This is a genomic window from Pseudomonas sp. FP2309 (assembly GCF_030687575.1).
Lineage (GTDB): Bacteria > Pseudomonadota > Gammaproteobacteria > Pseudomonadales > Pseudomonadaceae > Aquipseudomonas.
Map to the genome: position 1 here is coordinate 5,077,429 of NZ_CP117439.1, position 23,733 is coordinate 5,101,161.

General features: G+C 60.3%; 19 protein-coding genes and 1 tRNA gene. 16 read left to right on the forward strand and 4 right to left on the reverse strand.

Going from position 1 to position 23,733, the window contains the following annotated elements; all coding sequences use genetic code 11:
- The first annotated feature begins 50 nt into the window (after window positions 1-50).
- From PSH59_RS23480 to PSH59_RS23490, 3 genes are all read left to right on the forward strand, one after another.
- Entirely contained in the window at window positions 51-1,322 is a 1,272-nt protein-coding gene (locus tag PSH59_RS23480) for a YeaH/YhbH family protein (RefSeq protein WP_305393768.1), read from the forward strand.
- On the forward strand, window positions 1,319-2,884 hold the full coding sequence (locus PSH59_RS23485) for a SpoVR family protein (RefSeq protein WP_248080277.1): 1,566 nt from the start codon (window positions 1,319-1,321) through the stop codon (window positions 2,882-2,884). The genes PSH59_RS23480 and PSH59_RS23485 overlap by 4 nt, the downstream gene beginning before the upstream one ends.
- A 63-nt stretch (window positions 2,885-2,947) precedes the next feature.
- The gene (locus PSH59_RS23490) at window positions 2,948-4,177 is read left to right on the forward strand and encodes a multifunctional CCA addition/repair protein (protein ID WP_305393769.1); all 1,230 of its coding nucleotides are present in this window, start codon (window positions 2,948-2,950) and stop codon (window positions 4,175-4,177) included.
- On the opposite strand, the gene folK is transcribed toward PSH59_RS23490, so the two are convergent.
- On the reverse strand, window positions 4,172-4,690 hold the full coding sequence (folK, locus tag PSH59_RS23495) for a 2-amino-4-hydroxy-6-hydroxymethyldihydropteridine diphosphokinase (RefSeq protein WP_248080281.1): 519 nt from the start codon (window positions 4,688-4,690) through the stop codon (window positions 4,172-4,174). The two genes, PSH59_RS23490 and folK, sit on opposite strands and share 6 nt — an antisense overlap.
- Entirely contained in the window at window positions 4,681-5,034 is a 354-nt protein-coding gene (gene folB, locus PSH59_RS23500; protein WP_071490243.1) for a dihydroneopterin aldolase, read from the reverse strand. The genes folK and folB overlap by 10 nt, the downstream gene beginning before the upstream one ends.
- A 72-nt stretch (window positions 5,035-5,106) precedes the next feature.
- On the opposite strand from folB, the gene plsY reads away from it, so the two are divergent.
- Window positions 5,107-5,676 carry a glycerol-3-phosphate 1-O-acyltransferase PlsY gene (plsY, locus tag PSH59_RS23505; protein WP_305393770.1) on the forward strand — a complete coding sequence of 190 codons (570 nt, stop codon included), beginning with the start codon at window positions 5,107-5,109 and terminating at the stop codon, window positions 5,674-5,676.
- 32 nt (window positions 5,677-5,708) lie between these two features.
- Here the strand turns inward: plsY and tsaD are convergent, their stop codons facing one another.
- Window positions 5,709-6,734: a tRNA (adenosine(37)-N6)-threonylcarbamoyltransferase complex transferase subunit TsaD gene (gene tsaD / locus PSH59_RS23510; RefSeq protein ID WP_305393771.1), complete on the reverse strand. Its 1,026-nt coding sequence runs from the start codon at window positions 6,732-6,734 to the stop codon at window positions 5,709-5,711.
- A 202-nt stretch (window positions 6,735-6,936) separates the two neighbouring features.
- Here tsaD and rpsU point away from each other — a divergent pair, with 202 nt between their 5' ends.
- From rpsU to PSH59_RS23535, 5 genes are all read left to right on the forward strand, one after another.
- Window positions 6,937-7,152 carry a 30S ribosomal protein S21 gene (rpsU, locus tag PSH59_RS23515; RefSeq protein ID WP_002551877.1) on the forward strand — a complete coding sequence of 72 codons (216 nt, stop codon included), beginning with the start codon at window positions 6,937-6,939 and terminating at the stop codon, window positions 7,150-7,152.
- A 445-nt stretch (window positions 7,153-7,597) separates the two neighbouring features.
- Window positions 7,598-9,568 carry a DNA primase gene (gene dnaG / locus PSH59_RS23520; protein ID WP_305393772.1) on the forward strand — a complete coding sequence of 657 codons (1,971 nt, stop codon included), beginning with the start codon at window positions 7,598-7,600 and terminating at the stop codon, window positions 9,566-9,568.
- Between the two features lie 67 nt (window positions 9,569-9,635).
- Window positions 9,636-11,486: an RNA polymerase sigma factor RpoD gene (gene rpoD / locus PSH59_RS23525; protein ID WP_248080289.1), complete on the forward strand. Its 1,851-nt coding sequence runs from the start codon at window positions 9,636-9,638 to the stop codon at window positions 11,484-11,486.
- A gap of 135 nt (window positions 11,487-11,621) precedes the next feature.
- Window positions 11,622-15,365 carry a bifunctional diguanylate cyclase/phosphodiesterase gene (locus tag PSH59_RS23530; RefSeq protein ID WP_305393773.1) on the forward strand — a complete coding sequence of 1,248 codons (3,744 nt, stop codon included), beginning with the start codon at window positions 11,622-11,624 and terminating at the stop codon, window positions 15,363-15,365.
- Window positions 15,366-15,380: 15 nt separating this feature from the next.
- A tRNA-Ile gene (locus tag PSH59_RS23535) sits at window positions 15,381-15,457 on the forward strand.
- 109 nt (window positions 15,458-15,566) lie between these two features.
- On the opposite strand, the gene PSH59_RS23540 is transcribed toward PSH59_RS23535, so the two are convergent.
- On the reverse strand, window positions 15,567-15,992 hold the full coding sequence (locus tag PSH59_RS23540; RefSeq protein ID WP_305393774.1) for a VOC family protein: 426 nt from the start codon (window positions 15,990-15,992) through the stop codon (window positions 15,567-15,569).
- 111 nt (window positions 15,993-16,103) lie between these two features.
- On the opposite strand from PSH59_RS23540, the gene PSH59_RS23545 reads away from it, so the two are divergent.
- The 7 genes from PSH59_RS23545 to pqqB all read left to right on the forward strand — a co-directional run bounded on the left by PSH59_RS23545 (window position 16,104) and on the right by pqqB (window position 23,733).
- A complete protein-coding gene (locus PSH59_RS23545) occupies window positions 16,104-16,973 on the forward strand; it encodes a LysR family transcriptional regulator (protein ID WP_305393775.1) in 870 nt (289 codons plus the stop codon).
- A 36-nt stretch (window positions 16,974-17,009) separates the two neighbouring features.
- A complete protein-coding gene (locus PSH59_RS23550) occupies window positions 17,010-17,456 on the forward strand; it encodes an Lrp/AsnC family transcriptional regulator (protein ID WP_032883895.1) in 447 nt (148 codons plus the stop codon).
- A 146-nt stretch (window positions 17,457-17,602) separates the two neighbouring features.
- The gene (locus PSH59_RS23555) at window positions 17,603-19,294 is read left to right on the forward strand and encodes an NAD(P)/FAD-dependent oxidoreductase (protein WP_305393776.1); all 1,692 of its coding nucleotides are present in this window, start codon (window positions 17,603-17,605) and stop codon (window positions 19,292-19,294) included.
- 10 nt (window positions 19,295-19,304) lie between these two features.
- Window positions 19,305-20,099, forward strand: coding sequence for a carbon-nitrogen hydrolase family protein (locus tag PSH59_RS23560; protein ID WP_305393777.1), 795 nt, complete (start codon window positions 19,305-19,307; stop codon window positions 20,097-20,099).
- 48 nt (window positions 20,100-20,147) lie between these two features.
- On the forward strand, window positions 20,148-22,502 hold the full coding sequence (gene pqqF / locus PSH59_RS23565; protein WP_305393778.1) for a pyrroloquinoline quinone biosynthesis protein PqqF: 2,355 nt from the start codon (window positions 20,148-20,150) through the stop codon (window positions 22,500-22,502).
- Between the two features lie 173 nt (window positions 22,503-22,675).
- Entirely contained in the window at window positions 22,676-22,750 is a 75-nt protein-coding gene (gene pqqA, locus PSH59_RS23570) for a pyrroloquinoline quinone precursor peptide PqqA (protein WP_003194766.1), read from the forward strand.
- Between the two features lie 71 nt (window positions 22,751-22,821).
- Window positions 22,822-23,733, forward strand: a complete 912-nt coding sequence (pqqB, locus tag PSH59_RS23575) for a pyrroloquinoline quinone biosynthesis protein PqqB (RefSeq protein WP_248080303.1) — start codon at window positions 22,822-22,824, stop codon at window positions 23,731-23,733.

The window sequence follows — 23,733 nt, forward strand, 5'->3', positions numbered from 1 at the left end:
CCCTCTCTTGCAGCTTGACGCTTACGACTTGAAGCTCCCCGGAGGGGCCTATGAGCTATGTGATCGACCGACGCCTCAATGGCAAGAACAAGAGCACGGTAAACCGCCAGCGTTTCCTGCGGCGTTACCGTGACCACATCAAAAAGGCCGTAGAAGAGGCCGTCAGCCGCCGCTCCATCACCGACATGGAGCATGGCGAGCAAATCAGCATTCCCGGACGGGATATCGATGAACCGGTCCTGCACCACGGCAGAGGCGGCAAGCAGACCGTCGTACACCCCGGCAACAAGGAGTTCACGACCGGCGAACATATCCAGCGTCCCCAAGGCGGCGGCGGTGGCAAAGGCCCGGGCAAGGCGGGTAACTCCGGCGAAGGCATGGACGAGTTCGTGTTCCAGATCACCCAGGAAGAATTCCTCGAATTCATGTTCGAGGACCTGGAACTGCCCAACTTGGTCAAACGCAACCTGACTGGAACCGACACCTTCAAGACCGTTCGCGCCGGGATCAGCAACGAGGGCAACCCCTCGCGTATCAATATCATCCGCACCCTGCGCTCGGCCCATGCACGGCGTATCGCCCTCTCGGGCAGCAGTCGCGCAAAGCTCAAGGCGGCCAAGGAGGAGTTGGAGCGTTTAAAGCGCGAAGAGCCGGATAACTTCGGTGATATTCAGGAAATCGAGGCGGAAATCGAGAAACTCAGCGCGCGTATTCGTCGCGTGCCTTTCCTCGATACCTTCGACCTTAAATACAATCTGCTGGTCAAACAGCCCAACCCCAGCTCCAAGGCGGTAATGTTCTGCCTGATGGATGTGTCCGGCTCCATGACCCAGGCCACCAAGGATATCGCCAAGCGCTTCTTTATCCTGCTGTACCTGTTTCTGAAGCGGAACTACGACAAGATCGATGTCGTGTTCATCCGCCATCACACCAGTGCCCGAGAGGTAGATGAAGAGGAGTTCTTTTATTCACGGGAAACCGGCGGCACCATCGTATCCAGCGCACTGAAGCTGATGCAGGAGATCATGGCCGAACGCTACCCGGCCAACGAGTGGAACATCTACGCCGCCCAGGCCTCCGACGGCGACAACTGGAACGACGACTCGCCGATCTGCCGCGACATCCTGATCAACCAGATCATGCCATTTGTGCAGTACTACACCTACGTTGAAATTACCCCTCGTGAGCACCAGGCCCTGTGGTTTGAATACGAGCGCATCGGCGAAGCCTTTGCCGATACGTTCGCCCAACAGCAACTGGTCTCGGCCGGCGATATCTATCCGGTCTTCCGTGAACTCTTCCAGCGCAGGTTAGTGACATGACCGCCAAAAAAGAGACTAAGCGCCAACCCATCTCCACCGGTTCCGAATGGACCTTTGAACTGATCCAGGCCTATGACCGGGAAATCAGCCGCATCGCGGCCGGTTATGCCCTGGATACCTACCCCAACCAGATTGAAGTGATCACGGCCGAGCAAATGATGGATGCATATGCCTCAGTCGGCATGCCGCTGGGTTACCACCACTGGTCCTATGGCAAACACTTCCTCAGCACCGAAAAGTCCTATAGCCGCGGCCAGATGGGCCTGGCCTACGAGATCGTGATCAACTCCGACCCGTGCATCGCCTACCTGATGGAGGAAAACACCATCTGCATGCAGGCGCTGGTGGTGGCCCATGCCTGCTATGGGCATAACAGTTTTTTCAAGGGCAACTACCTGTTCCGCACCTGGACCGATGCCAGTTCGATCATCGACTACCTGGTATTCGCCAAGCAGTACATCATGCAGTGCGAAGAGCGCCACGGTATCGACGCGGTGGAGGACTTGCTCGACTCCTGCCATGCCCTGATGAACTACGGGGTCGACCGCTACAAACGCCCCTACCCCATTTCGGCCGAGGAAGAACGCCTGCGTCAGAAGGAACGCGAAGAGCACCTGCAGAAACAGATCAACGATCTCTGGCGCACCATCCCCAAGCGGGCCGACAAGAACAGCGACAAGGACAATGCACGCTTCCCCGCCGAACCCCAGGAAAACATCCTGTATTTTCTGGAAAAACACGCGCCGTTGCTGGAGCCATGGCAGCGCGAAATCGTGCGCATCGTGCGTAAGATTGCCCAGTACTTTTATCCACAGCGCCAGACCCAGGTGATGAACGAAGGCTGGGCGACGTTCTGGCATTACACCCTGATGAACGACCTGTATGACGAAGGCTTGGTCACCGATGGCTTCATGATGGAATTTCTTACCTCACATACGAGCGTGGTGTTCCAGCCCGGCTTCGACAGCCCCTATTACAGCGGTATCAACCCTTACGCACTGGGCTTTGCCATGTACCGCGACATTCGGCGCATGTGCGAACACCCCACCGAGGAAGACCGTCGCTGGTTCCCGGAAATCGCCGGCAGCGATTGGCTTTCCACCATCAAATTCGCCATGAGCAGCTTCAAGGACGAGAGTTTCATCCTGCAGTACCTGTCACCCAAGGTAATTCGCGATCTCAAGCTGTTCAGCATCCTGGATGACGACCTTAAGGACGATCTGGTCGTGCCGGCCATCCACGACGAACCCGGCTACCGCACCATCCGCGAAACCCTCGCGGCGCAATACAACCTGGGTAACCGCGAACCCAACGTGCAGATCTACAGCATCGATGTGCGAGGCGACCGCTCGCTGACCCTGCGTCATCAGCAGCACGACCGCAAACCTCTGGGCGACTCCACCGAGGAAGTGCTCAAGCACCTGCATCGGCTGTGGGGTTTCGATATCCACCTGGAAACCCTGCAGGGCGACCAAGTGATGAAAACCCACCACGTACCGCCGCGCAGCGATCACAACGACAACGACTACGGGCGCTTGGACCTCGCCGTCGTTCACCTCTGAAAAACAGAAGCCTCCATTGGTCGGGCACAGGCGGTATCCTGTGCCGCTAACGGAGGCTTTTTCATGAAAATCTACAAAGTCGGCGGTGCCGTGCGTGACCGCCTGCTGGGCATCAAGGTCACCGATATCGACCGCGTGGTTGTCGGCGCAAGCGCCGAAGAGATGCTCGCCAAGGGCTACAAGCCTGTAGGCGCGGACTTCCCGGTTTTCCTGGACCCTAAAAACGGCGACGAATACGCCCTGGCCCGCACAGAACGCAAGAGTGGGCGAGGCTACGGCGGCTTTGTGTTTCATGCCAGTCCCGAGGTCACGCTGGAAGAAGACCTGATTCGTCGCGACCTGACCATCAACGCGATGGCCGAAGACGATGAGGGCAACCTGACCGATCCTTATCACGGCCAACGTGATCTTGAAACACGCATTCTGCGCCACGTTTCTCCCGCGTTCGCCGAAGATCCCCTGCGAGTGCTGCGTGTTGCACGCTTTGCCGCGCGCTATGCCCATCTGGGTTTTGCGGTGGCACCGGAAACCCTCGACTTGATGCGCCAGCTCAGCCACTCCGGCGAACTGGAAGCACTGACGCCAGAGCGAAGCTGGAAGGAAATTTCCCGCGCCCTGATGGAAGATCAGCCTCAGGTGTTTATCAGGGTACTTCGGGACTGCGACGCACTGAACACATTGATGCCGGAAGTCGATGCGCTGTTCGGCGTACCGCAGCCTGAGGCCCACCACCCGGAGATCGACACCGGCGTGCACACCCTGAGCGTGCTCGAACAAGCGGCCCTGCATAAACAGCCGTTGACCGTTCGCTGGGCCTGCCTGCTGCACGACCTCGGCAAAGGCCTGACGCCTGTGGATAAGTTGCCGCAGCATATTGCCCACGAACATGCCGGTTTGAAGCTGATCAAGGCCGTCAATGAGCGCTTCAAAGTGCCAAGGGACTGCCAGGAACTGGCTCTGCTGGTCGGCCAGTATCACACTCACGGGCATCGTGCCCTGGAGCTCAGAGCATCGACATTGCTGGAATTACTGCAGAGTTTTGATGTGTACCGCAGGCCCCAGCGTTTTGAAGAGTTTGTGGTGAGCTGCGAAATGGACGCTCGAGGCCGCAAAGGCCTGGAACAAAGAAGTTATCCACAGGCCGATTACTTACGCGGCGCGGCGCAAGCAGCCCGTGCAGTGACCGTGGCGCCCTTGCTGGAGAAGGGCTTCAAGGGGCCTGAACTGGGCGAGGCGCTCAAGCGTGAGCGGCTCAAGGCACTGAAAGCCTACAAAGAACAACGCACCCTATAGGAGCGCGTCGGGCGTCAGTTGCTGGCCCTGCCACTCAAAGGCAACAGGCGCCAGCACTTGATCGATCTGTGCATCGCGCCACAACTCGGCCATTGTCTTGCCTGCCTCGGGATGCACACGGTCCGGCGCCATCATCGACAACGGCCACAACACAAAGGCGTTTTTCAGAATCTCTGCGCGCGGCAGAATCAAGCCATCGAAGTTACCCACCCAATCGCCGTACAACAGCACGTCGATATCCAACGGCAGGCCCTTGCGGTCTGGCGCATAACGGCCATTGTCGGCCTCAATAAACTTGAGACGCCGGTCCAGCTCCATCAACGGCAGCTCGGTATACGCCGACACCACCAAATTGAAAAACGGCCCGCTTTTGATGCCCACCGGCTGGCTTTCAAACACCGCAGAGCAACGCACATCCGTCAGGAAACTCGCCAGTGCGTCGAGGCCGGCCTGCAAATGGTGCTCGCGCTCGATATTGCTACCGAGGCCAAGATAAACCTGAGTCAGCGACATCCGCGCTCGATCTCCACGCCCACGCCCTTGGCAGCCGGCACGGCGCCGGGCTTGGTCAGCTTAAGGTGCAACCAGGGAATCTGGAATTCATTCATGAGCACCTGGGCAAGACGCTCAGCGAAGGTTTCCACAAGTTGATATTGGGATTGCTCGGCAAAGGCCTGGATACGCGCGGACACGCTGGCGTAATCCAGGGCCAGGGTGAGGTCGTCGCCGGCCGCAGCCGGACGGTTGTCCCAGGCGAAGCTCAGGTCCAGGCGCAGACATTGACGGATTCCGCGCTCCCAGTCGTAGGCCCCGATCACGGTGTCGACTTCCAGGCCTTCGATAAACACTCTGTCCAAGCTCTTCTCCGCAGCACGACAAGGGCGCGATGCCCCGTTAGAATCAGGGCGTCCTCGCCCGGAATAGTTAGCATGTTTTGGTCACTGGCGATTCTCGCCTACCTGCTCGGCTCGCTGTCCTTCGCCATTTTGCTCAGCCGCCTGACGGGAAACCCCGACCCGCGAATGAGTGGCTCCGGCAATGCCGGCGCTACCAATATGTTGCGTCTGGCCGGCAAGAAACTGGCCGTACTGACGTTGCTGGGTGATGTCTGCAAGGGCCTGCTGCCCGTGCTGATCGCCAGCCTCGCCGGTCTTCCCCTGCAACAGCAGGCCTGGGTAGGCGTATGCGCCGTCCTGGGCCATCTGTTTCCGTTGTACTTCCGCTTTCGCGGCGGTAAAGGCGTCGCGACGGCGGCCGGCATGCTGCTGGGGATCTACCCACCGGCGGCGTTACTGGCCGTTTTTACGTGGCTGCTGACGTTCTACCTGACCCGCACCAGCTCGCTGGCGGCGCTGATCGCCACACCGCTGACCCTGCCGCTGCTGGCCTGGCAGGAACCGGCCGCGCTGCTGCCGATGAGCGTGCTGACACTGCTGATCGTCTGGCGTCACCGCGGCAATCTACGCGACCTGTTTGCCGGGCGCGAACGGCATTTTTAAATACCCTCGATGAGCGCGGCTCACGTCACACCCTACAACGGTGACAACTGCTCCATCGGCCAGCGCGCCTGCACGCTGATCGCCAGGCTTTCGTGCTGGCCGGCCTGCAGACGCTGACAGCCGGCATAGGCGATCATCGCGCCATTGTCGGTGCAGAACTCAGGGCGCGCATAAAACACATCGCCTTTCATGTCGCCGAGCATTGTCTCCAGGGAGGCACGCAAGGCTTTGTTCGCACTGACGCCGCCAGCGATCACCAGACGCTGCATGCCCGCCTGTTTCAGGGCGCGCTTGCACTTGATGGTCAAAGTCTCCACCACCGCCTGCTGGAACGCCAGCGCGATGTCGCAACGGGCTTGATCACTGTCGTCCCCGGCGCTGACGCTTTGCTGCCAGGCATTGAGCGCGGAGGTTTTCAAACCGCTGAAGCTGAACATCAGGCCAGGCCGATCGCACATCGGACGCGGGAAGGTGAAGCGGCCGGCAACGCCTTTTTCGGCGAGGCGCGCGATTTCCGGGCCACCGGGATAATTGAGGCCCATCATCTTCGCCGTCTTGTCGAATGCCTCGCCGGCGGCGTCGTCTAGGGACTCGCCCAACAGCGTGTATTGACCGATCCCATCGACCTGAACCAGCTGCGTATGACCGCCCGATACCAACAAAGCGACGAACGGGAACTGAGGCGGCGTTTTTTCCAGCATGGGCGCCAATAAATGGCCTTCCATGTGGTGCACGCCCAGGGCCGGAATGCCCCAGGCAAAAGCCAGTGCCTGGGCGCAAGAGGCCCCAACCAGAAGGGCTCCGACCAATCCGGGGCCGGCGGTATAGGCGATGGCATCGATCTCGGTCGGCACGCAGCCGGCCTCATCCAGCACCTGGCGGATCAACGGCAGCATGCGCTTGACGTGATCGCGGCTGGCCAGCTCCGGCACCACGCCGCCATAGGCGCGATGCAGGTCGATCTGACTGAACAGCGCATCGGCCAAAAGCCCGCGTTCACTGTCGTAAAGTGCGACACCGGTTTCGTCGCAGGAGGTTTCAAGTCCCAGTACTAGCATGGGTTTGCGCCTTGTAGAGGCTAAATTCGAAGGCGCGCATAATAGTCGCCACTCCCCCTCCCGACTAGCGGTTTTCGATCAGAGGCTTTGCATTCCGGCCAATGAGGGGTTAACATCCGCAACCCTTAAAAACCGACGACCTCAGCCGCGAATTTTTTGCGACGAGAACGTTGATCCCGGTAATGAAAGAAGGTAGCTCTGGATGCCAGCCGTCAAAGTTAAAGAGAACGAACCCTTCGACGTAGCTCTGCGTCGTTTCAAGCGCTCCTGCGAAAAAGCCGGTGTACTGGCTGAAGTTCGTAGCCGCGAATTTTACGAGAAGCCAACTTCTGAGCGTAAGCGTAAGGCAGCAGCCGCTGTTAAGCGTCACGCTAAGAAAGTTCAGCGCGAACAGCGCCGCGCCGTTCGTCTGTACTAATACACAGACGTTCGTAGCAAGCTTCTGCCAAGCCCGGCCCTCAGCCGGGCTATTGGCATTTGCGTATATCGCTTGATGTTTCAACGTCGAAGCCGCACACGCGACCGAGACAACCTGCTCCACACGTCAGGACTGGCTTTCTGCCAGCGGTGCACGTCTCTTCTGACGAGCCTAACAAGGCTACTGACGAGCACGCCTATTCTTCAAGCAGACGACCCACGGTGTCGGCTGTGCCCACCAATGAGCTTCCGAGGCCGCCCACAGGCCAAGACCGGAGACCAGGGCAACTTTTCTTCGTCGAACACTGATAGAAACTAACGTCAGCGAATGTTCGGCAGATACACTTCCAGACAGCTCAAGCAGACGATTGATGGTCGAGCCATTCGATACGTGCGCCTGAGCTTTTTACGGGCCCTCATTTACACGCAGTGATGACGAGAACGCCATGGCCGGGCTAATTCCCCAGAGCTTTATTGACGACCTTCTGAACCGCACCGACATCGTCGATGTTGTCAGCTCGCGCCTGCAAATGAAGAAAGCCGGCAAGAACTACACCGCCTGCTGCCCGTTCCACAAGGAAAAAACCCCATCGTTCAGCGTCAGCCCCGACAAGCAGTTCTACTATTGCTTCGGTTGTGGCGCGGGCGGCAATGCCCTCGGCTTTATCATGGACCACGACAACCTGGACTTTCCCCAGGCCGTCGAGGAACTGGCGAAAGCCGCCGGCATGGAAATCCCTCGCGAAGAAAGTGGCCGACCACACAAACCCCGGCAACCCACCGATTCGCCGCTGTACCCACTGCTGACCGCCGCTGCTGAGTTTTATCGTCAGGCACTTAAAAGCCATCCACAGCGCAAGGCCGCCGTCGACTACCTGAAGGGCCGCGGCCTCACCGGTGAAATCGCGCGCGACTTCGGCCTGGGCTTCGCCCCGCCCGGCTGGGACAACCTGTACAAACACCTGAGCAGCGACACACTCCAGCAAAAAGCCATGATCGACGCAGGCCTCCTGGTAGAGAACGCCGAGACCGGCAAGCGCTACGACCGCTTCCGCGACCGCGTGATGTTCCCGATCCGCGACAGCCGTGGCCGCATCATCGCTTTCGGCGGCCGGGTATTGGGGGACGACAAGCCCAAGTACCTCAACTCGCCGGAAACCCCGGTATTCCATAAGGGCCAGGAACTCTACGGCCTGTTCGAAGCACGCAAGAACAACCGCAACCTTGATGAAATAATCGTGGTTGAGGGCTACATGGACGTGATCGCCCTCGCCCAGCAGGGCTTGCGCAACGCGGTAGCGACCCTCGGCACCGCCACCAGCGAAGAACATTTGAAGCGCCTGTTTCGCGTAGTGCCCAGCGTTTTGTTCTGCTTCGACGGCGACCAGGCCGGCCGCAATGCCGCCTGGCGCGCCCTCGAAGCCACGCTGTCGAGCCTGCAGGATGGGCGCCGCGCGCGCTTTCTGTTCCTGCCCGAAGGCGAAGACCCGGACACCTTGGTGCGCTCCGAGGGTACTGACGCATTTCGCGCGCGGATCAATCAACACGCGCAGCCGCTGGCGGACTATTTCTTCCAGCAACTGACCGAAGAAGCCGACCCACGCTCCCTCGAAGGCAAGGCCCACATGGCCACCCTCGCCGCGCCGCTGATCGACAAGGTGCCCGGCGCAAACCTGCGCACGCTTATGCGTCAACGCCTGCTGGAAATCACCGGATTGAGCGGCGAAGCCGTCAGCCAGCTGGTACACAGCGCCCCCCAGAATGCGCCCCCGGCCTACGATCCGGGCATGGATTACGACGCCATGCCGGACTACGCCGACTTCCATCAACCGCAGGAGGCCTATGCGCCCCAGCAGGAATGGACACCGAAAAAACCCGGAGCAGGCGGCAAGAAGTGGGATAAAAAACCCTGGAACAAGAACGGCAAGCGCGGTGATCGCGATGACGCGTACGCACCTCGTACACCGGTTGCGGTCGAAGCCCCGACGCTGATTGCCCTGCGCACGCTCATTCACCACCCGCAATTGGCGGGAAAGGTTGAAAGTGCCGATCATTTTGCCAACGAGAGCAACACCTACGCTCAAGTGCTCATCGCGCTGATCGAGGCGGTGCAGAAAAATCCTAAGCTAAACTCTATTCAGCTGATGGCTCGCTGGCACGGCACCGAACAAGGACGCTTGTTGAAAGCACTCGCGGAAAAGGAATGGCTAATTGACGGCGACAACCTTGAACAACAGTTTTTAGACACCATTACTAGGTTGTCCGCGGGTCAGCACACACAGACCCTCGATGAACTCATCAAGAGAGCAAGACAGCCGGGATTGTCGGCTGAAGAGCAAATTCAGATAGCAAAACAGATGCGCGACCTCTTAAAACAGAATGTTTCCGCATCAAACCCGACCTCAGCTGGCGTGTGAGGTCATAGCTCGGGTATAATCCTCGGCTTGTTTTTTGCCCGCCAAGACCTTCAGTGGATAGGGTGTTATGTCCGGAAAAGCGCAACAGCAGTCTCGTATCAAAGAGTTGATCACCCTCGGTCGTGAGCAGAAGTATCTGACTTACGCAGAGGTCAACGATCACCTGCCCGAGGATATTTCAGATCCAGAGCAGGTGGAAGACATCATCCGCATGATTAACGACATGGGGATCCCCGTACACGAGAGTGCTCCGGATGCGGACGCCCTTATGTTGGCCGACGCCGATACCGACGAGGCAGCCGCTGAAGAAGCCGCTGCTGCGTTGGCCGCGGTGGAGACCGACATCGGTCGCACGACTGACCCTGTGCGCATGTATATGCGTGAAATGGGTACCGTCGAGTTGCTGACACGCGAAGGCGAGATCGAAATCGCCAAGCGTATTGAAGAGGGTATCCGTGAAGTGATGGGCGCAATTGCGCACTTCCCTGGCACGGTTGACCACATTCTCTCCGAGTACACTCGCGTCACCACCGAAGGTGGCCGCCTGTCCGACGTCTTGAGCGGTTATATCGACCCGGACGACGGCATTGCGCCACCTGCCGCCGAAGTGCCGCCGCCTGTCGATCCGAAAGCCGCGAAAGCGGACGACGATACCGATGACGACGATGCTGAAGCCAGCACCGACGACGAAGAAGAAGTCGAAAGCGGTCCGGATCCGGTCATCGCTGCCCAGCGTTTCGGTGCGGTTTCCGATCAAATGGAAATCACCCGCAAGGCTCTGAAAAAGCACGGTCGCGCCAACAAGCAGGCAATCGCCGAACTGCTGGCGCTGGCTGAGCTGTTCATGCCGATCAAGCTTGTACCGAAGCAATTCGAAGGCCTGGTTGAACGTGTTCGTAGCGCCCTTGAGCGTTTGCGTGCACAAGAGCGTGCAATCATGCAGCTCTGCGTCCGTGATGCGCGCATGCCGCGTACCGACTTCCTGCGCCAGTTCCCGGGCAATGAAGTTGACGAAAGCTGGAGCGACGCTCTGGCCAAGGGCAAGGCGAAATACGCCGAAGCTATTGGTCGCCTGCAGCCGGACATCATCCGTTGCCAGCAGAAGCTGACTGCACTTGAGACCGAGACCGGTCTGACGATTGCCGAGATCAAGGACATCAACCGTCGCATGTCGATCGGTGAGGCCAAAGCCCGCCGCGCGAAGAAAGAGATGGTTGAAGCGAACTTGCGTCTGGTGATCTCCATCGCCAAGAAGTACACCAACCGTGGCCTGCAATTCCTCGACCTGATCCAGGAAGGCAACATCGGCTTGATGAAGGCTGTGGACAAGTTCGAATACCGTCGCGGCTACAAGTTCTCGACTTATGCCACCTGGTGGATCCGTCAGGCGATCACTCGCTCGATCGCCGACCAGGCCCGCACCATCCGTATTCCGGTGCACATGATCGAGACCATCAACAAACTCAACCGTATTTCCCGGCAGATGTTGCAGGAAATGGGTCGCGAGCCGACCCCGGAAGAGCTGGGCGAACGCATGGAAATGCCTGAGGATAAAATCCGCAAGGTATTGAAGATCGCTAAAGAGCCGATCTCCATGGAAACCCCGATCGGTGATGACGAAGACTCCCACCTGGGTGACTTCATCGAAGACTCGACCATGCAGTCGCCGATCGATGTCGCCACCGTTGAGAGCCTTAAAGAAGCGACTCGCGACGTACTCTCCGGCCTCACTGCCCGTGAAGCCAAGGTACTGCGCATGCGTTTCGGCATCGACATGAATACCGACCACACCCTTGAGGAGGTTGGTAAACAGTTTGACGTGACCCGTGAGCGGATCCGTCAGATCGAAGCCAAGGCGTTGCGCAAGTTGCGCCACCCGACGCGAAGCGAGCATCTGCGCTCCTTCCTCGACGAGTGATCCCAGAACCCCCGGCCCAGGCCGGGGGTTTTGCTATGTGCAGATTGCTTTCTACAGATTAACCACCGCGCAACACCCCTCCCCCGAAATGCCCGTCTACACTCGTGACATTCCCCGTGCCATAACGAGACCGTTATGCCCAGATTGCCGACCGTGATACTGCTGTCGCTGCTGACCTGGACCGCAACGGCTGGCGCGTTGACTCTTTCCGATGATGAGCGTAGCTGGCTGGCGGACCATCAGGAGCTGAGCCTTGGGGTGGATGCCTCGTGGCCCCCCTTTGAATACCGCGATGAAAGTGGCCGTTACCAAGGTTTATCGGCGGACTATGTGCGCCTGATCCAGGACCGGCTGGGCGTGCGGATCAAGCTGATTGAGCCGCCAAGCTGGGGCGCCGTCCTGGAAATGGCACGCGACAATCAGCTCGACCTCATCCCCAGTGTCATGTCGACCCCCGAACGCCAGAACTACCTGGCCTTCACCCGGCCTTATATCGACTTCCCGATGGTGATCCTTGCCCACGAAGGCGGTGCTCGGCCGCGCAACCTCAAAGGCCTTTATGGGCTGAAGATTGCCGTGGTGGAAAACTATGCACCCCACGAGTTGCTGCGCAGCCACCACCCAGACCTCAACCTGGTGGCCTTGCCTAATATCAGCTCCACACTGCAAGCCCTGGCAACCGGCGAAGTGGACGCCGTGGTCAGCGACCTGGCATCCAGCGTCTGGAGCCTGCGTGAACTCAAGCTCGACGGCCTTTACGTCAGTGGTGAAACACCTTACCGCTATCAATTGGCGATGGGTGTCCCCCGGGACGACAAGATGCTGGTGGGTATCCTGGACAAAGTCCTGGCCGACCTCAGCCCGACCGAAATCAATGCGATCCAGCAACACTGGGTAGGCAGCGCCACCGATCACCGTACCTTCTGGAGCGACCTGTTGCTCTACGGCCTGCCCGCCGTGCTGCTGTTGAGCACCGTATTGGCCATCGTAATTCGGATCAATCGCCGGCTCAGCTCCGAAATTTCCCGCCGCGTCGCCCTTGAGCAAGAACTCCGCAGCAGTGAATACCACTACCGCGGCCTGGTGGAGAGCCTGTCGGCTATTGCCTGGGAAGCCAGCATCACCGATTTCACCTACAGCTATGTGTCACCCCACGCTGAGGACCTGCTCGGTTACCCGCGCGCCCATTGGCTGATTCCAGGGTTCTGGCGCAACATCATTCACCCCGCCGACCTGATCCGTACCGAAGCCTATTGCTACCGTGAAACCCGCGCCAACCGCGACCACAGCATTGATTATCGAGTGATAACCGCCGACGGCCGCTGCCTGTGGGTGCGCGACATCGTCAGCCTGATCGAACACGGCCATGAGCCCGTATTGCGCGGCTTGATGATTGATATCAGCGAAGCCAAGCGCACCGAAGAGGCACTGCAACTGTCCGAGCAGAAATTTGCCTCGGTGTTCCAGCAATGCCCGGACATTCTGGCGATCGCGCGCCTCTGCGACGGCTGCCTGCTGGAGGTGAACAAAGCATTCGAGGACCAGATCGGCCTGACCGCCGAAGAGGTGATCGGCAAAACCGCGACCGAGCTCAATATCTGGGGCATCGACGATATAGGCCCCGACCTGCTGCAACGGTTGCAGACCACCAGCATTCGCAACCTGGAAATGCCCTTTCGGCGCAGCAACGGCCAAGCCTTTACCGGGCTGGTCTCCACCGAGCCATTCCAACTCGACGCCGTCGAAGCCGTCGTAGTCGTGGTGCGTGATATCACCCAGCTCAAGGAAACCCAGCAACTGCTGCAAACCTCGGAAGAAAAATTCGCCAAAGCGTTCCACGCCTCTCCCGATGGCCTTCTGCTGAGCCGCCAGCGCGATGGCCTGCTGATTGAGGTGAATGACGGCTTCAGTCGCATCACCGGCTATCCCGGCACCACCTCTTTAGATCAGTCATCCCTGGACCTGGGCATTTGGGTCGACCTCAATGAACGCAGGCATATGCTGGATTTGATGCACCGCGACGGCTTCGTCCGCGACTTCATCTGCCATATCCGACGCGCCGACGGACAGATACGGCTCTGCGAGTTATCCAGCCGCCCGCTGCCCATCGGCGACGATGACTGCATGCTCACCATCGCCCGCGACATTACCGAACGCCAATTGATGCAGGAGAAGCTGCAGCAGGCCGCGACCGTCTTCGAGAGCACCGCCGAAGGCGTACTGATCACCGACACTCGGCAGAACATCAGCGCCGTCAACCGCGCCTTCAGCGAGATCACTGGCTACAGCGAAGCCGAAGCCCTTGGGCAAACGCCGCGTCTGCTTGCCTCCGGCCTGCATGACAGCGCCTTCTACGCAGCGATGTGGCACCAATTGACGGCCCTGGGCCATTGGCAAGGCGAGATCTCCAACCGGCGTAAAAACGGCGAGCTTTACCCCAGTTGGCTGACTATCAGTGTCGTGCGCAACCGCGAGCAACTGATCACGCATTTCGTGGCGGTGTTCGCCGATATTTCAAGCCTCAAGCTGGCCCAGGCACGCCTGGACTACCAGGCCCACCACGATCCATTGACTGGCCTGCCCAACCGCACCCTGTTTGAAAGCCGGTTGCAGGCCGCCCTCAATGGTCATCAAGAAACCGGCAAACAAGGCGCGGTGCTGTTTCTCGACCTTGACCGCTTCAAACACATCAACGACAGCCTTGGCCACCCCATCGGCGACCTGCTGCTCAAAGACATCGCCGTACGCCTCAAGGAGCAACTGCGGGACATCGACACCGTCGCGCGCCTGGGCGGTGATGAGTTCATCATTCTGCTGCCCGGCCTGCAACACGCCAGCGACGCCGAGCAGTTGGCCAATAAACTGCTGACCTGCTTCACGCCGCCCTTCCAGGCGGGCGAGCACGAGTTCTTCATCAGCGCGAGCATCGGCACCAGCCTGTACCCCCAGGACGGCACTGACGTGGCCACCCTGGTGAAAAACGCCGACGCCGCGATGTACCGCTCCAAAGCCAAGGGCCGTAACCGGGTCGAATGCTATACCCGCGACCTCACGACCCAGGCCAAAGAGCGCGTGGCACTGGAGCATGAACTGCGTCGCGCCCTTGAGCGCGAGGAGCTGAGCCTTTATTACCAGCCAAAATTGAGCCTGCAAACCCAGGCCCTGATCGGCGCCGAAGCGTTGATCCGCTGGCACCACCCGACCTTCGGCGAAGTGCCGCCCGAACACTTCATCGCCCTGGCCGAAGAGAACGGCATGATCCTGCAGATTGGCGACTGGGTACTCGAACAGGCCTGTCGACAACTGCACGCCTGGCAAAGCACCTTTGCTGACTTCGGCCCGCTGTCGGTCAACCTGGCCGGCGCACAACTGCGCCAACCCGGCCTGCTGAACCGCATAGAACAACTGCTGCGCGACTACCAACTCGAACCTGGCTGTCTGCAACTGGAGATCACCGAAAACTTCATCATGAGCCAGGCAGAGGAAGCATTGGAGGTACTGCACCAACTCAAACGCCTGGGCGTACAACTGGCGATCGACGACTTCGGCACCGGGTATTCGTCCCTCAGCTACCTCAAGCGCCTGCCGCTGGACTTCCTCAAGATCGACCAATCCTTCGTCCGCGGCCTGCCCGACGACCCCCACGACGCCGCTATCGTGCGCGCCATCATCGCCCTCGGTCACAGCATGCAATTCACCATCATTGCCGAAGGCGTGGAAAACCCGGCACAACAAGCCTTCCTGGCCGCTGAAGGCTGCGAACAGATGCAAGGCTACATCGTCAGCCTGCCGCTACCGCCCGAACTTTTTGCCGCTACGTTTCTTCGCAGGCGCATTGAGGATTTTTCGGATAGCACAGCGATCAAACCATCGTTATAATCCGCGGCCTGTTAAGGGCCTATAGCTCAGTTGGTCAGAGCAGAGGACTCATAATCCTTTGGTCCACGGTTCAAGTCCGTGTGGGCCCACCAACTCCAAAGCCGCGCATTGCGCGGCTTTTGTATGTCTGCCCCATAAACCGCTCGATTGGCCGCATTTGAGTTGGCAAGTCCATCGACTCACCGGCCACCTGACGCCCCCTCACTTGGCAAACAACTGCCCGATATCCCTGAACGCCTTGAACTCCAGCGCGTTCCCACAGGGATCAAACAAGAACAACGTCGCCTGCTCTCCCACCTCTCCCTTGAAGCGGATATGCGGCTCCAGCACGAATTTCGTCTCTCGCGCCTGCAAACGCTCCGCCAGGGCGTGCCAGTCGTCCCAGCCCAGCACCACGCCAAAATGCGGCACGGGCACGTCGTGGCCGTCGACGGCGTTGGTGTGGGCGGCTTGCTGGGAGGCGGTTTTCGGGTGTGCGTGGATCACCAGTTGGTGGCCGAAGAAGTTGAAATCGACCCAGTGTTCACTGGAACGTCCCTCCTCCAGTCCGAAGACCTCACCATAGAAGTGCCGCGCAGCCGCGAGGTCGAATACCGGGATTGCCAGGTGGAAAGGCGCAAGTGTCATCAGGTCAACCTCAAGGTTCATCAGGTACTAGGAGTTTAGCCTTGCTCAGGCTGATGAAAAGACGATAGTTTTTGCGCCGAGCACAAATAATTTCGATGAATCGAGGCGCCCATGCTGCGCGAATTAAAGACCTTTATCGCGGTAACCCGCCATGGCACGTTTGCAGCCGCGGGCATGCATATCGGGCTGACGCAGTCGGCGGTCAGTGCGCAAATCCGGCAGTTGGAGCAGGCGCTGGGTGTGCAGTTGTTTGACCGGACCGGGCGTCAGGCCACGTTGAATGCGGCGGGTGTACGCGCGCTGCCCTTGGCCAAGGAAATCCTCGAAACCTTCAATCGCATGGCGATGCCGGTGGACGCCAATGAATACCGGGGCGAGTTGAAAGTGGGCGCTATCTCCACGGCGCAGACCGGGTTGTTGCCCCAGGCCCTGGTGCGTTTACGCCAGGCGGCGCCAACGGTCGAATGCAAACTGGTGCCCGGCGTGTCTCTGGAGCTGCTGAGCCAGGTCGATGCTGGCGAGTTGGATTCGGCGATCATCATTCGCCCGCCCTTCGACCTGCCCAAGGATCTGCGGGTGCAGGTGCTGCGCAAGGAGCCGTTCGTGCTGATCGTGCCGCACGCCTTGAAGGGCGACGATCCTGTGCGGCTGCTCAGCACCCAGCCTCACGTGCGCTATGACCGCGCGTCGTTTGGCGGTCGGCTGGTGAGCCGTTTTCTGCGGGAACAGAAGCTGGATGTGCAGGTGGCACTGGAGCTGGACGAGTTGGAGGCCATCGTCAAAATGGTGGAATGTGGCCTGGGTGTGTCGCTGATTCCCCAGGCCGGTCTGTGGCTGGAGCGCTCGCCGGAGGTCAGGATAATCCCGCTCGGCAGTCTGACGTTTTACCGCGAGATCATCCTGCTGAGCCGCTACAGCCAACGTCACCTGCCGGTCCCGCAGCTGTTTGCCCGTTGCCTGCTGGCCGATGCAAGCCTGTAACATGCGTGGCCATTGCCGCCCGTCACGGAGTCTCACTTGCCTGTACTCGATGAAATCGATCGTCAGTTGATCGCCGCGCTACAGATCAATGCCCGCGAGAGCGTGGCCATGCTCGCTCGACAGTTGGGCATTGCGCGCACCACCGTGACGTCGCGCCTGGCGCGCCTGGAAAAAACCCAGGTGATCACCGGTTATGGCGTGCGCCTTGGCCAGCGCGTGGCGGACGGCGGTTTGCAGGCCTATGTGGGCATCACCGTGCAACCGCGCTCGGGCAAAGAAGTGCTGCGCAGGCTCAGCGCCATGGCCCAGGTGCAGCAACTGTGCGCGGTCAGCGGCGAATTCGATTACGTGGCCTGGCTGCGCACCGATTCGCCGGAGCAACTGGACCAGTTGCTGGACCAGATCGGCAGTGTCGACGGCGTGGAGAAGACCACCACGTCGATCATCCTCAGTAACAAACTGGACCGTGGCCAGCCAATCTGACCGTCAAGCTCGTCACTGTGACTAAAAACAATTCATTTCGACGACACTTTGCGTCTTATTAACGGACGCTACGCCCCCTAAACTGGCTGCCATCTTTTCCTATACTCAGCGGGTCGTGCCCCGCCGAGTTTCCAGCCAGGTCAGCCATGAATACATTCAACAAAAACAATCGCCACCCTGCAGACGGTAAAAAACCCATCACCATCTTCGGCCCGGACTTCCCGTTCGCCTTCGATGACTGGATCGAGCACCCGGCCGGGCTGGGCAGCATCCCCGCCGAACACCATGGCGCCGAAGTGGCCATCGTCGGTGCCGGGATCGCCGGGCTGGTGGCCGCCTACGAGCTGATGAAACTGGGCCTCAAACCCGTGGTGTACGAAGCCTCGAAGATGGGCGGCCGCCTGCGCTCCCAGGCCTTTGAAGGCGCCGAAGGCATCATCGCCGAACTGGGTGGCATGCGTTTCCCGGTTTCCTCCACCGCCTTTTACCACTATGTGGACAAGCTCGGCCTGGACACCAAACCGTTCCCCAACCCGCTCACCCCGGCCTCCGGCAGCACGGTGATCGACCTCGAAGGCCAGACCCACTACGCACAAAAACTGGCCGACTTGCCTGCGCTGTTCCAGGAAGTGGCTGACGCCTGGGCCGACGCCCTGGAAGCGGGCTCCCAGTTCGGCGATATCCAGCAAGCCATCCGCGACCGCGATGTACCCCGCCTCAAAGCCCTGTGGAACAAACTGGTCCCCCTGTGGGACGACCGCACCTTTTACGATTTCGTCGCCACCTCCAAGGCCTTCGCCAAACTGTCGTTCCACCACCGTGAAGTGTTCGGCCAGGTCGGCTTCGGCACCGGCGGCTGGGACTCGGACTTCCCGAACTCGATGCTGGAAATTTTCCGCGTGGTGATGACTAACTGCGATGACCACCAGCACTTGGTGGTAGGTGGCGTGGCGCAAGTGCCCATGGGGATCTGGCGCCATGTTCCTGAGCGTTGCGCCCACTGGCCGGCCGGGACCAGCCTCAGCTCGCTGCACAGCGGCGCACCTCGGGCCGGGGTCAAGCGCATTGCCCACGCCGCGGATGGGCGTTTCGCGGTCACCGACAACTATGGCGACACCCGCGAATATGCCGCCGTGCTGACCACCTGCCAAAGCTGGCTGCTGACCACCCAGATCGAATGCGACGAAACCCTGTTCTCGCAAAAGATGTGGATGGCCCTGGACCGCACGCGCTATATGCAATCGTCGAAAACCTTCGTGATGGTCGACCGTCCGTTCTGGAAAGACAAAGACCCGGAAACCGGCCGCGATCTGATGAGCATGACCCTCACCGACCGCCTCACCCGTGGCACCTACCTGTTCGACAATGGCGACGACAAGCCGGGCGTGATCTGCCTCTCCTACTCGTGGATGAGCGACGCGTTGAAAATGCTGCCGCAGCCGATTGATAAACGCGTGAAGCTGGCCCTCGACGCGCTGAAAAAGATTTACCCGAAAGTTGACCTCAAGGCGCGCATCATCGGGGACCCGATCACCGTCTCCTGGGAAGCCGACCCGCACTTCCTCGGCGCCTTCAAGGGCGCGTTGCCCGGCCACTATCGCTACAACCAGCGCATGTATGCGCATTTCATGCAGAAGGACATGCCCGCCGAACAACGTGGGATTTTTATCGCCGGCGACGACGTGTCCTGGACTCCGGCCTGGGTCGAAGGCGCGGTGCAAACCTCATTGAACGCGGTATGGGGCATCATGACTCACTTCGGCGGCAGCACCCACGCCGAGAACCCAGGACCCGGTGACGTATTCGACGAAATCGGGCCGATCGCCCTGGCTGATTAAGGAGTTCGCCATGCGTGTCGCCCTGTACCAATGCCCGCCGCTGCCGCTGGATGTGGCGGCCAATCTCAAGCGCCTGCACCAGCTCGCGCACGAGGCAACCGATGCCGACGTGCTGGTGCTGCCGGAAATGTTCCTCACCGGCTACAACATCGGGGCCGAAGCGGTCGGTGCCCTGGCTGAGGCGCAGGATGGCGAGTCTGCACACACCATCGCCGAGATCGCGCGAACCGCCGGGGTGGCGATTGTGTATGGCTACCCGGAGCGCGCGGACGATGGGCAGATCTACAACGCGGTGCAGTTGATCGACGCCCAAGGCCAGCGCCTGTGCAATTACCGCAAGAGCCACCTGTTTGGCGACCTGGATCACTCGATGTTCAGCGCCGGCGATGATCACCTCCCGTTGGTGGAGCTCAACGGTTGGAAACTGGGGTTCCTGATCTGCTACGACCTGGAGTTCCCGGAGAACACGCGGCGCCTGGCCCTGGCCGGTGCCGAACTGATCCTGGTGCCCACCGCCAATATGGTGCCGTTCGACTTTGTTGCGGACGTGACCGTGCGGGCGCGGGCCTTTGAGAACCAGTGCTACGTGGCCTACGCCAACTATTGCGGGCACGAAGGCGACATCCACTATTGCGGACAAAGCAGCATTGCCGCACCGGATGGCCAACGCATCGCCCAGGCCGGCCTGGATGAGGCCTTGATTGTCGGCACACTGGATCGCCAAGCGATCCTCAACGCGCGCGCGGCCAACCATTACCTGCAAGACCGCCGCCCCGAGCTGTACGGCGCGCTGAGCAAGCCCTGACCCAAAGGGTTTGCTAGCATAGCCGCCTCCTACGTTCTGGAAGTGCCCATGCCTGCGCCGGTCCACCCTCATCCCCTTCATCTGACCCTGGCCAACGGCTTGCGCGTCACCCTGCGCCACGCCCCCCGCTTGAAGCGTTGCGCTGCGGCGTTGCGGGTGGCTGCCGGCAGCCATGACGTGCCGCTGGCGTGGCCGGGGCTGGCGCATTTCCTTGAGCATTTGTTGTTTCTCGGCACCCGACGTTTTCCCACGGACGATGGGCTGATGGCCTACGTGAGACGTCACGGTGGCCAGGTGAATGCCAGCACCCGCGAACGCACCACCGACTTCTTTTTTGAACTGTCTGTACCGACCTTCTCCGAGGGCCTGGAACGCTTGGCGGACATGCTGGCCCATCCGCGCCTGGCCGAGGACGACCAATTGCGCGAGCGCGAAGTACTGCATGCGGAGTGGGTCGCCTGGTCCCATGATGCCAAGGCTCAGCAGCAGGTCGCTGTGCTTCAGGGCTTGGCGGCAGATCATCCGCTGCGCGGCTTCCACGCAGGCAACCGTGACAGCCTGCCAGTGGAGCGTGAGGACTTTCAGCAGGCGCTGCGGGCCTTTCATACGCGGTTCTATCAGAGCGGGCAGATGACCTTGAGCCTGGCCGGCCCGCAGTCGCTGGAACAACTCGAAGCGCTGGCAAAGCGGTTCAGCGAGCAACTGGACTCGGGGCCTCTGTACCCTCAGGCGCCTGCACCGGCGTTGATGCAGGGCCAGGCACGCCGTTATCAACACCGCGCCGACTCCCATCTGCACCACGTCATCACCTGTGACGCGTCGCCTGAAGCATTGAACTTCCTCTGTACCTGGCTCAACGCCCCGGCGGCCGGCGGGCTGCTCGCCGAGCTGAACAGACGCGGGCTGGCCCGTACAGTGCAGGCGTCCGTGCTGTACCACTTTGCGGGGCAAGCGCTGCTGGATATCGACTTTACGCTCAGTACAAAAGACCAATCGGCTACGCAGATCGAGGCGTTGTTGCACGACTGGCTGAGCTTTTTCGCACACAGTGACTGGACGCCACTGCGCGAAGAATTCGCCCTGCTGAACGCACGCCAACAACAGGTCCAGGGCGCGTTGGCGTTGGCCCGAAACGACAGCGAAGACCTTTCGGAACAAGGCGTCGCTGCGCTCAAGGCCCTGCTTGACTCGCTCCAATTACCGCCCTCCCGGCACCCTTGGCAGTTGCCGCCGAACAACCCGTTCCTGCGTCCACCGGTCAAGGCAGGACGTGCCGGTTTGATTCGTGGCCAGACCAGCGCCCACCGTGGCTTGCGCACCTTTGCTCAGGACCGGTCGCGGGGACGCCGAGACGCATCAGCGTTGAAGTTCAGCCAGGCCTTGGCGGACGACAGCGACGAAGGTGCGCTGTACCTGAACTGGCAATTTGATTCAGCAGCGCCCGTCGGACTGGAAAGCACCTTGCAAGCGCTGTGTGCGAACGCGCGCCAGGCAGGCGTCGAATTGTCTTTCGAAACAGCGGGCAAGGGGATGCTTGTGAAGATGATCGGGCTGCATGAGCCAATGCCTGCTGTCCTTGAAGCCTTGGCCCAGCACCTGAATCAGCCCCAGGGGACGTCACCCGCTGCCACGCCAATGATCGCCATCCGCGAACTGCTCAAGGCGTTGCCCGCGTGCTGCATCGCCGACACTGTCGAGACCGGCGCGCAGCCCGCCTCCTGGACCACCGCACGCTGGCACGGCCTTGGCCTGGGTTTGCCCGCCGCGTGTGAAGCGCTGATCAAGACGGCCGCCGCCCGCCTGCCGGGCCTACCTGAGAGCTTCGAAAGCACGCCTCACGCCTTTGACGGTCAACGGCGGTGGCATGAGCTAAACGTGGATGCCACCGAAGCGGCGTTGCTGTTGTTCTGCCCAACGCCCAGTGCATCCCTGGAAGACGAAGCCACATGGCGCTTGCTCGGCCATCTGCTCCAGGACCCGTTCTACACACGTCTGCGGGTCGAGTTGCAGTTGGGCTACGCCGTATTCAGCGGTATCCGACAGATCAATGGGCAAACCGGCCTGCTGTTTGGCATTCAGTCCCCCAGCGCGCCCCTTGAAGGGCTCGTTGAGCATCTGCAGGCCTTTGTGGCGCAAGTGCCGACGTTGATCAGCAGCCGAGGGGCGTCAGGCAATGAGGCACTGGCGCAGCAATTCTCGGCCCAGACCCTGCCGATCGCTCAAGGCGCCGAACTGCTGTGGCACGCGCACGTGGCAGGCCATTCGTCGGGCTACCTGGCGCAGCTTCAGCAATTGATCCTGAGCCGTCGCCCTGAGGCCATGCAACTCGCGGCGCAGCAACTGAAGGACGCCAAAGGCGGCTGGCACTGGCTGGCTAATGGCCCGCGCACTGCGAACGCATAGCCGTTGTCGGCGGATCATTGCCAACGCTGCAACAGGCTTTTTCCATCGAGACAGCGCTAACTTGCTCAGAATTAAGTAACATTCCCACGCACACATCTGAACATCTCCGACTGGAGGTGGACTATATGTATTACTTGGTAGTAAACGTCCCATCCCTTCGTAGGAGTAAGAATATGACTTGGTCCAAACCTGCTTACACTGATCTGCGCATCGGCTTCGAAGTCACCATGTACTTCGCCAGCCGTTAATCCGCTGGGTAATACAACGCCTCGGTTCGCCCGGGGCGTTTTTGTTTTGAGCTTTGCGTGATGGAGCAATCATGTTTGTCCAGATTCTAGGTTCCGCCGCCGGCGGTGGCTTCCCACAGTGGAACTGCAACTGCGTGAACTGCGCAGGTTTTCGTGATGGCAGCCTGCGTGCGCAAGCGCGTACCCAGTCGTCCATTGCCATTTCCGACGATGGCGTCCATTGGGTGCTGTGCAATGCCTCTCCGGATATCCGTGCGCAACTCCAAGGCTTTGCGCCGATGCAACCCGGCCGCGCCCTGCGCGACACCGGCATCAGCGCGATCATCCTGATGGACAGCCAGATCGACCACACCACCGGTTTGCTGAGCCTGCGCGAAGGCTGCCCGCACCAGGTGTGGTGCACCGACATGGTTCATGAAGACCTGAGCACCGGTTTCCCGCTGTTCACCATGCTCACCCACTGGAACGGCGGCCTGGCCTGGAACCGTATCGAACTGGACACCTGCTTCACCATCCCGGCCTGCCCGAACCTGCGCTTCACCCCATTGCCACTGCGCAGTGCCGCGCCCCCCTATTCACCGCACCGCTTCGACCCGCACCCAGGCGACAACATCGGCTTGATCGTCGAAGACCTGCGCACCGGCGGCACACTGTTCTACGCCCCAGGCCTGGGCAAGGTCGATGCGCCGCTGCTGGAAATCATGGCCGGCAGCGACTGCCTGCTGGTGGACGGCACCATGTGGGATGACGATGAAATGCAACGCCGTGGCGTCGGCACCCGCACCGGTCGCGAGATGGGCCACCTGGCCCAGAACGGCCCCGGCGGCATGCTCGAAGTGTTGGAGCAACTGCCACGGCAGCGCAAGGTGCTTATCCACATCAACAATACCAACCCGATCCTCGATGAAGATTCCCCCGAGCGGGCGGAACTGGTACGGCGCAATGTCGAAGTGGCTTACGACGGCATGAGCCTTGAATTGTAG

Excerpts from the sequence above, each read along its gene's own strand:
- PSH59_RS23480 (WP_305393768.1), top strand. The coding sequence starts at position 51 with ATGAGCTATGTGATCGACCGACGCCTCAATGGCAAGAACAAGAGCACG.
- PSH59_RS23485 (WP_248080277.1), top strand. The coding sequence starts at position 1,319 with ATGACCGCCAAAAAAGAGACTAAGCGCCAACCCATCTCCACCGGTTCC.
- PSH59_RS23490 (WP_305393769.1), top strand. The coding sequence starts at position 2,948 with ATGAAAATCTACAAAGTCGGCGGTGCCGTGCGTGACCGCCTGCTGGGC.
- folK (WP_248080281.1), bottom strand. The coding sequence starts at position 4,690 with ATGTCGCTGACTCAGGTTTATCTTGGCCTCGGTAGCAATATCGAGCGC.
- plsY (WP_305393770.1), top strand. The coding sequence starts at position 5,107 with ATGTTTTGGTCACTGGCGATTCTCGCCTACCTGCTCGGCTCGCTGTCC.
- tsaD (WP_305393771.1), bottom strand. The coding sequence starts at position 6,734 with ATGCTAGTACTGGGACTTGAAACCTCCTGCGACGAAACCGGTGTCGCA.
- rpsU (WP_002551877.1), top strand. The coding sequence starts at position 6,937 with ATGCCAGCCGTCAAAGTTAAAGAGAACGAACCCTTCGACGTAGCTCTG.
- dnaG (WP_305393772.1), top strand. The coding sequence starts at position 7,598 with ATGGCCGGGCTAATTCCCCAGAGCTTTATTGACGACCTTCTGAACCGC.
- rpoD (WP_248080289.1), top strand. The coding sequence starts at position 9,636 with ATGTCCGGAAAAGCGCAACAGCAGTCTCGTATCAAAGAGTTGATCACC.
- PSH59_RS23530 (WP_305393773.1), top strand. The coding sequence starts at position 11,622 with ATGCCCAGATTGCCGACCGTGATACTGCTGTCGCTGCTGACCTGGACC.
- PSH59_RS23540 (WP_305393774.1), bottom strand. The coding sequence starts at position 15,992 with ATGACACTTGCGCCTTTCCACCTGGCAATCCCGGTATTCGACCTCGCG.
- PSH59_RS23545 (WP_305393775.1), top strand. The coding sequence starts at position 16,104 with ATGCTGCGCGAATTAAAGACCTTTATCGCGGTAACCCGCCATGGCACG.
- PSH59_RS23555 (WP_305393776.1), top strand. The coding sequence starts at position 17,603 with ATGAATACATTCAACAAAAACAATCGCCACCCTGCAGACGGTAAAAAA.
- PSH59_RS23560 (WP_305393777.1), top strand. The coding sequence starts at position 19,305 with ATGCGTGTCGCCCTGTACCAATGCCCGCCGCTGCCGCTGGATGTGGCG.
- pqqF (WP_305393778.1), top strand. The coding sequence starts at position 20,148 with ATGCCTGCGCCGGTCCACCCTCATCCCCTTCATCTGACCCTGGCCAAC.
- pqqB (WP_248080303.1), top strand. The coding sequence starts at position 22,822 with ATGTTTGTCCAGATTCTAGGTTCCGCCGCCGGCGGTGGCTTCCCACAG.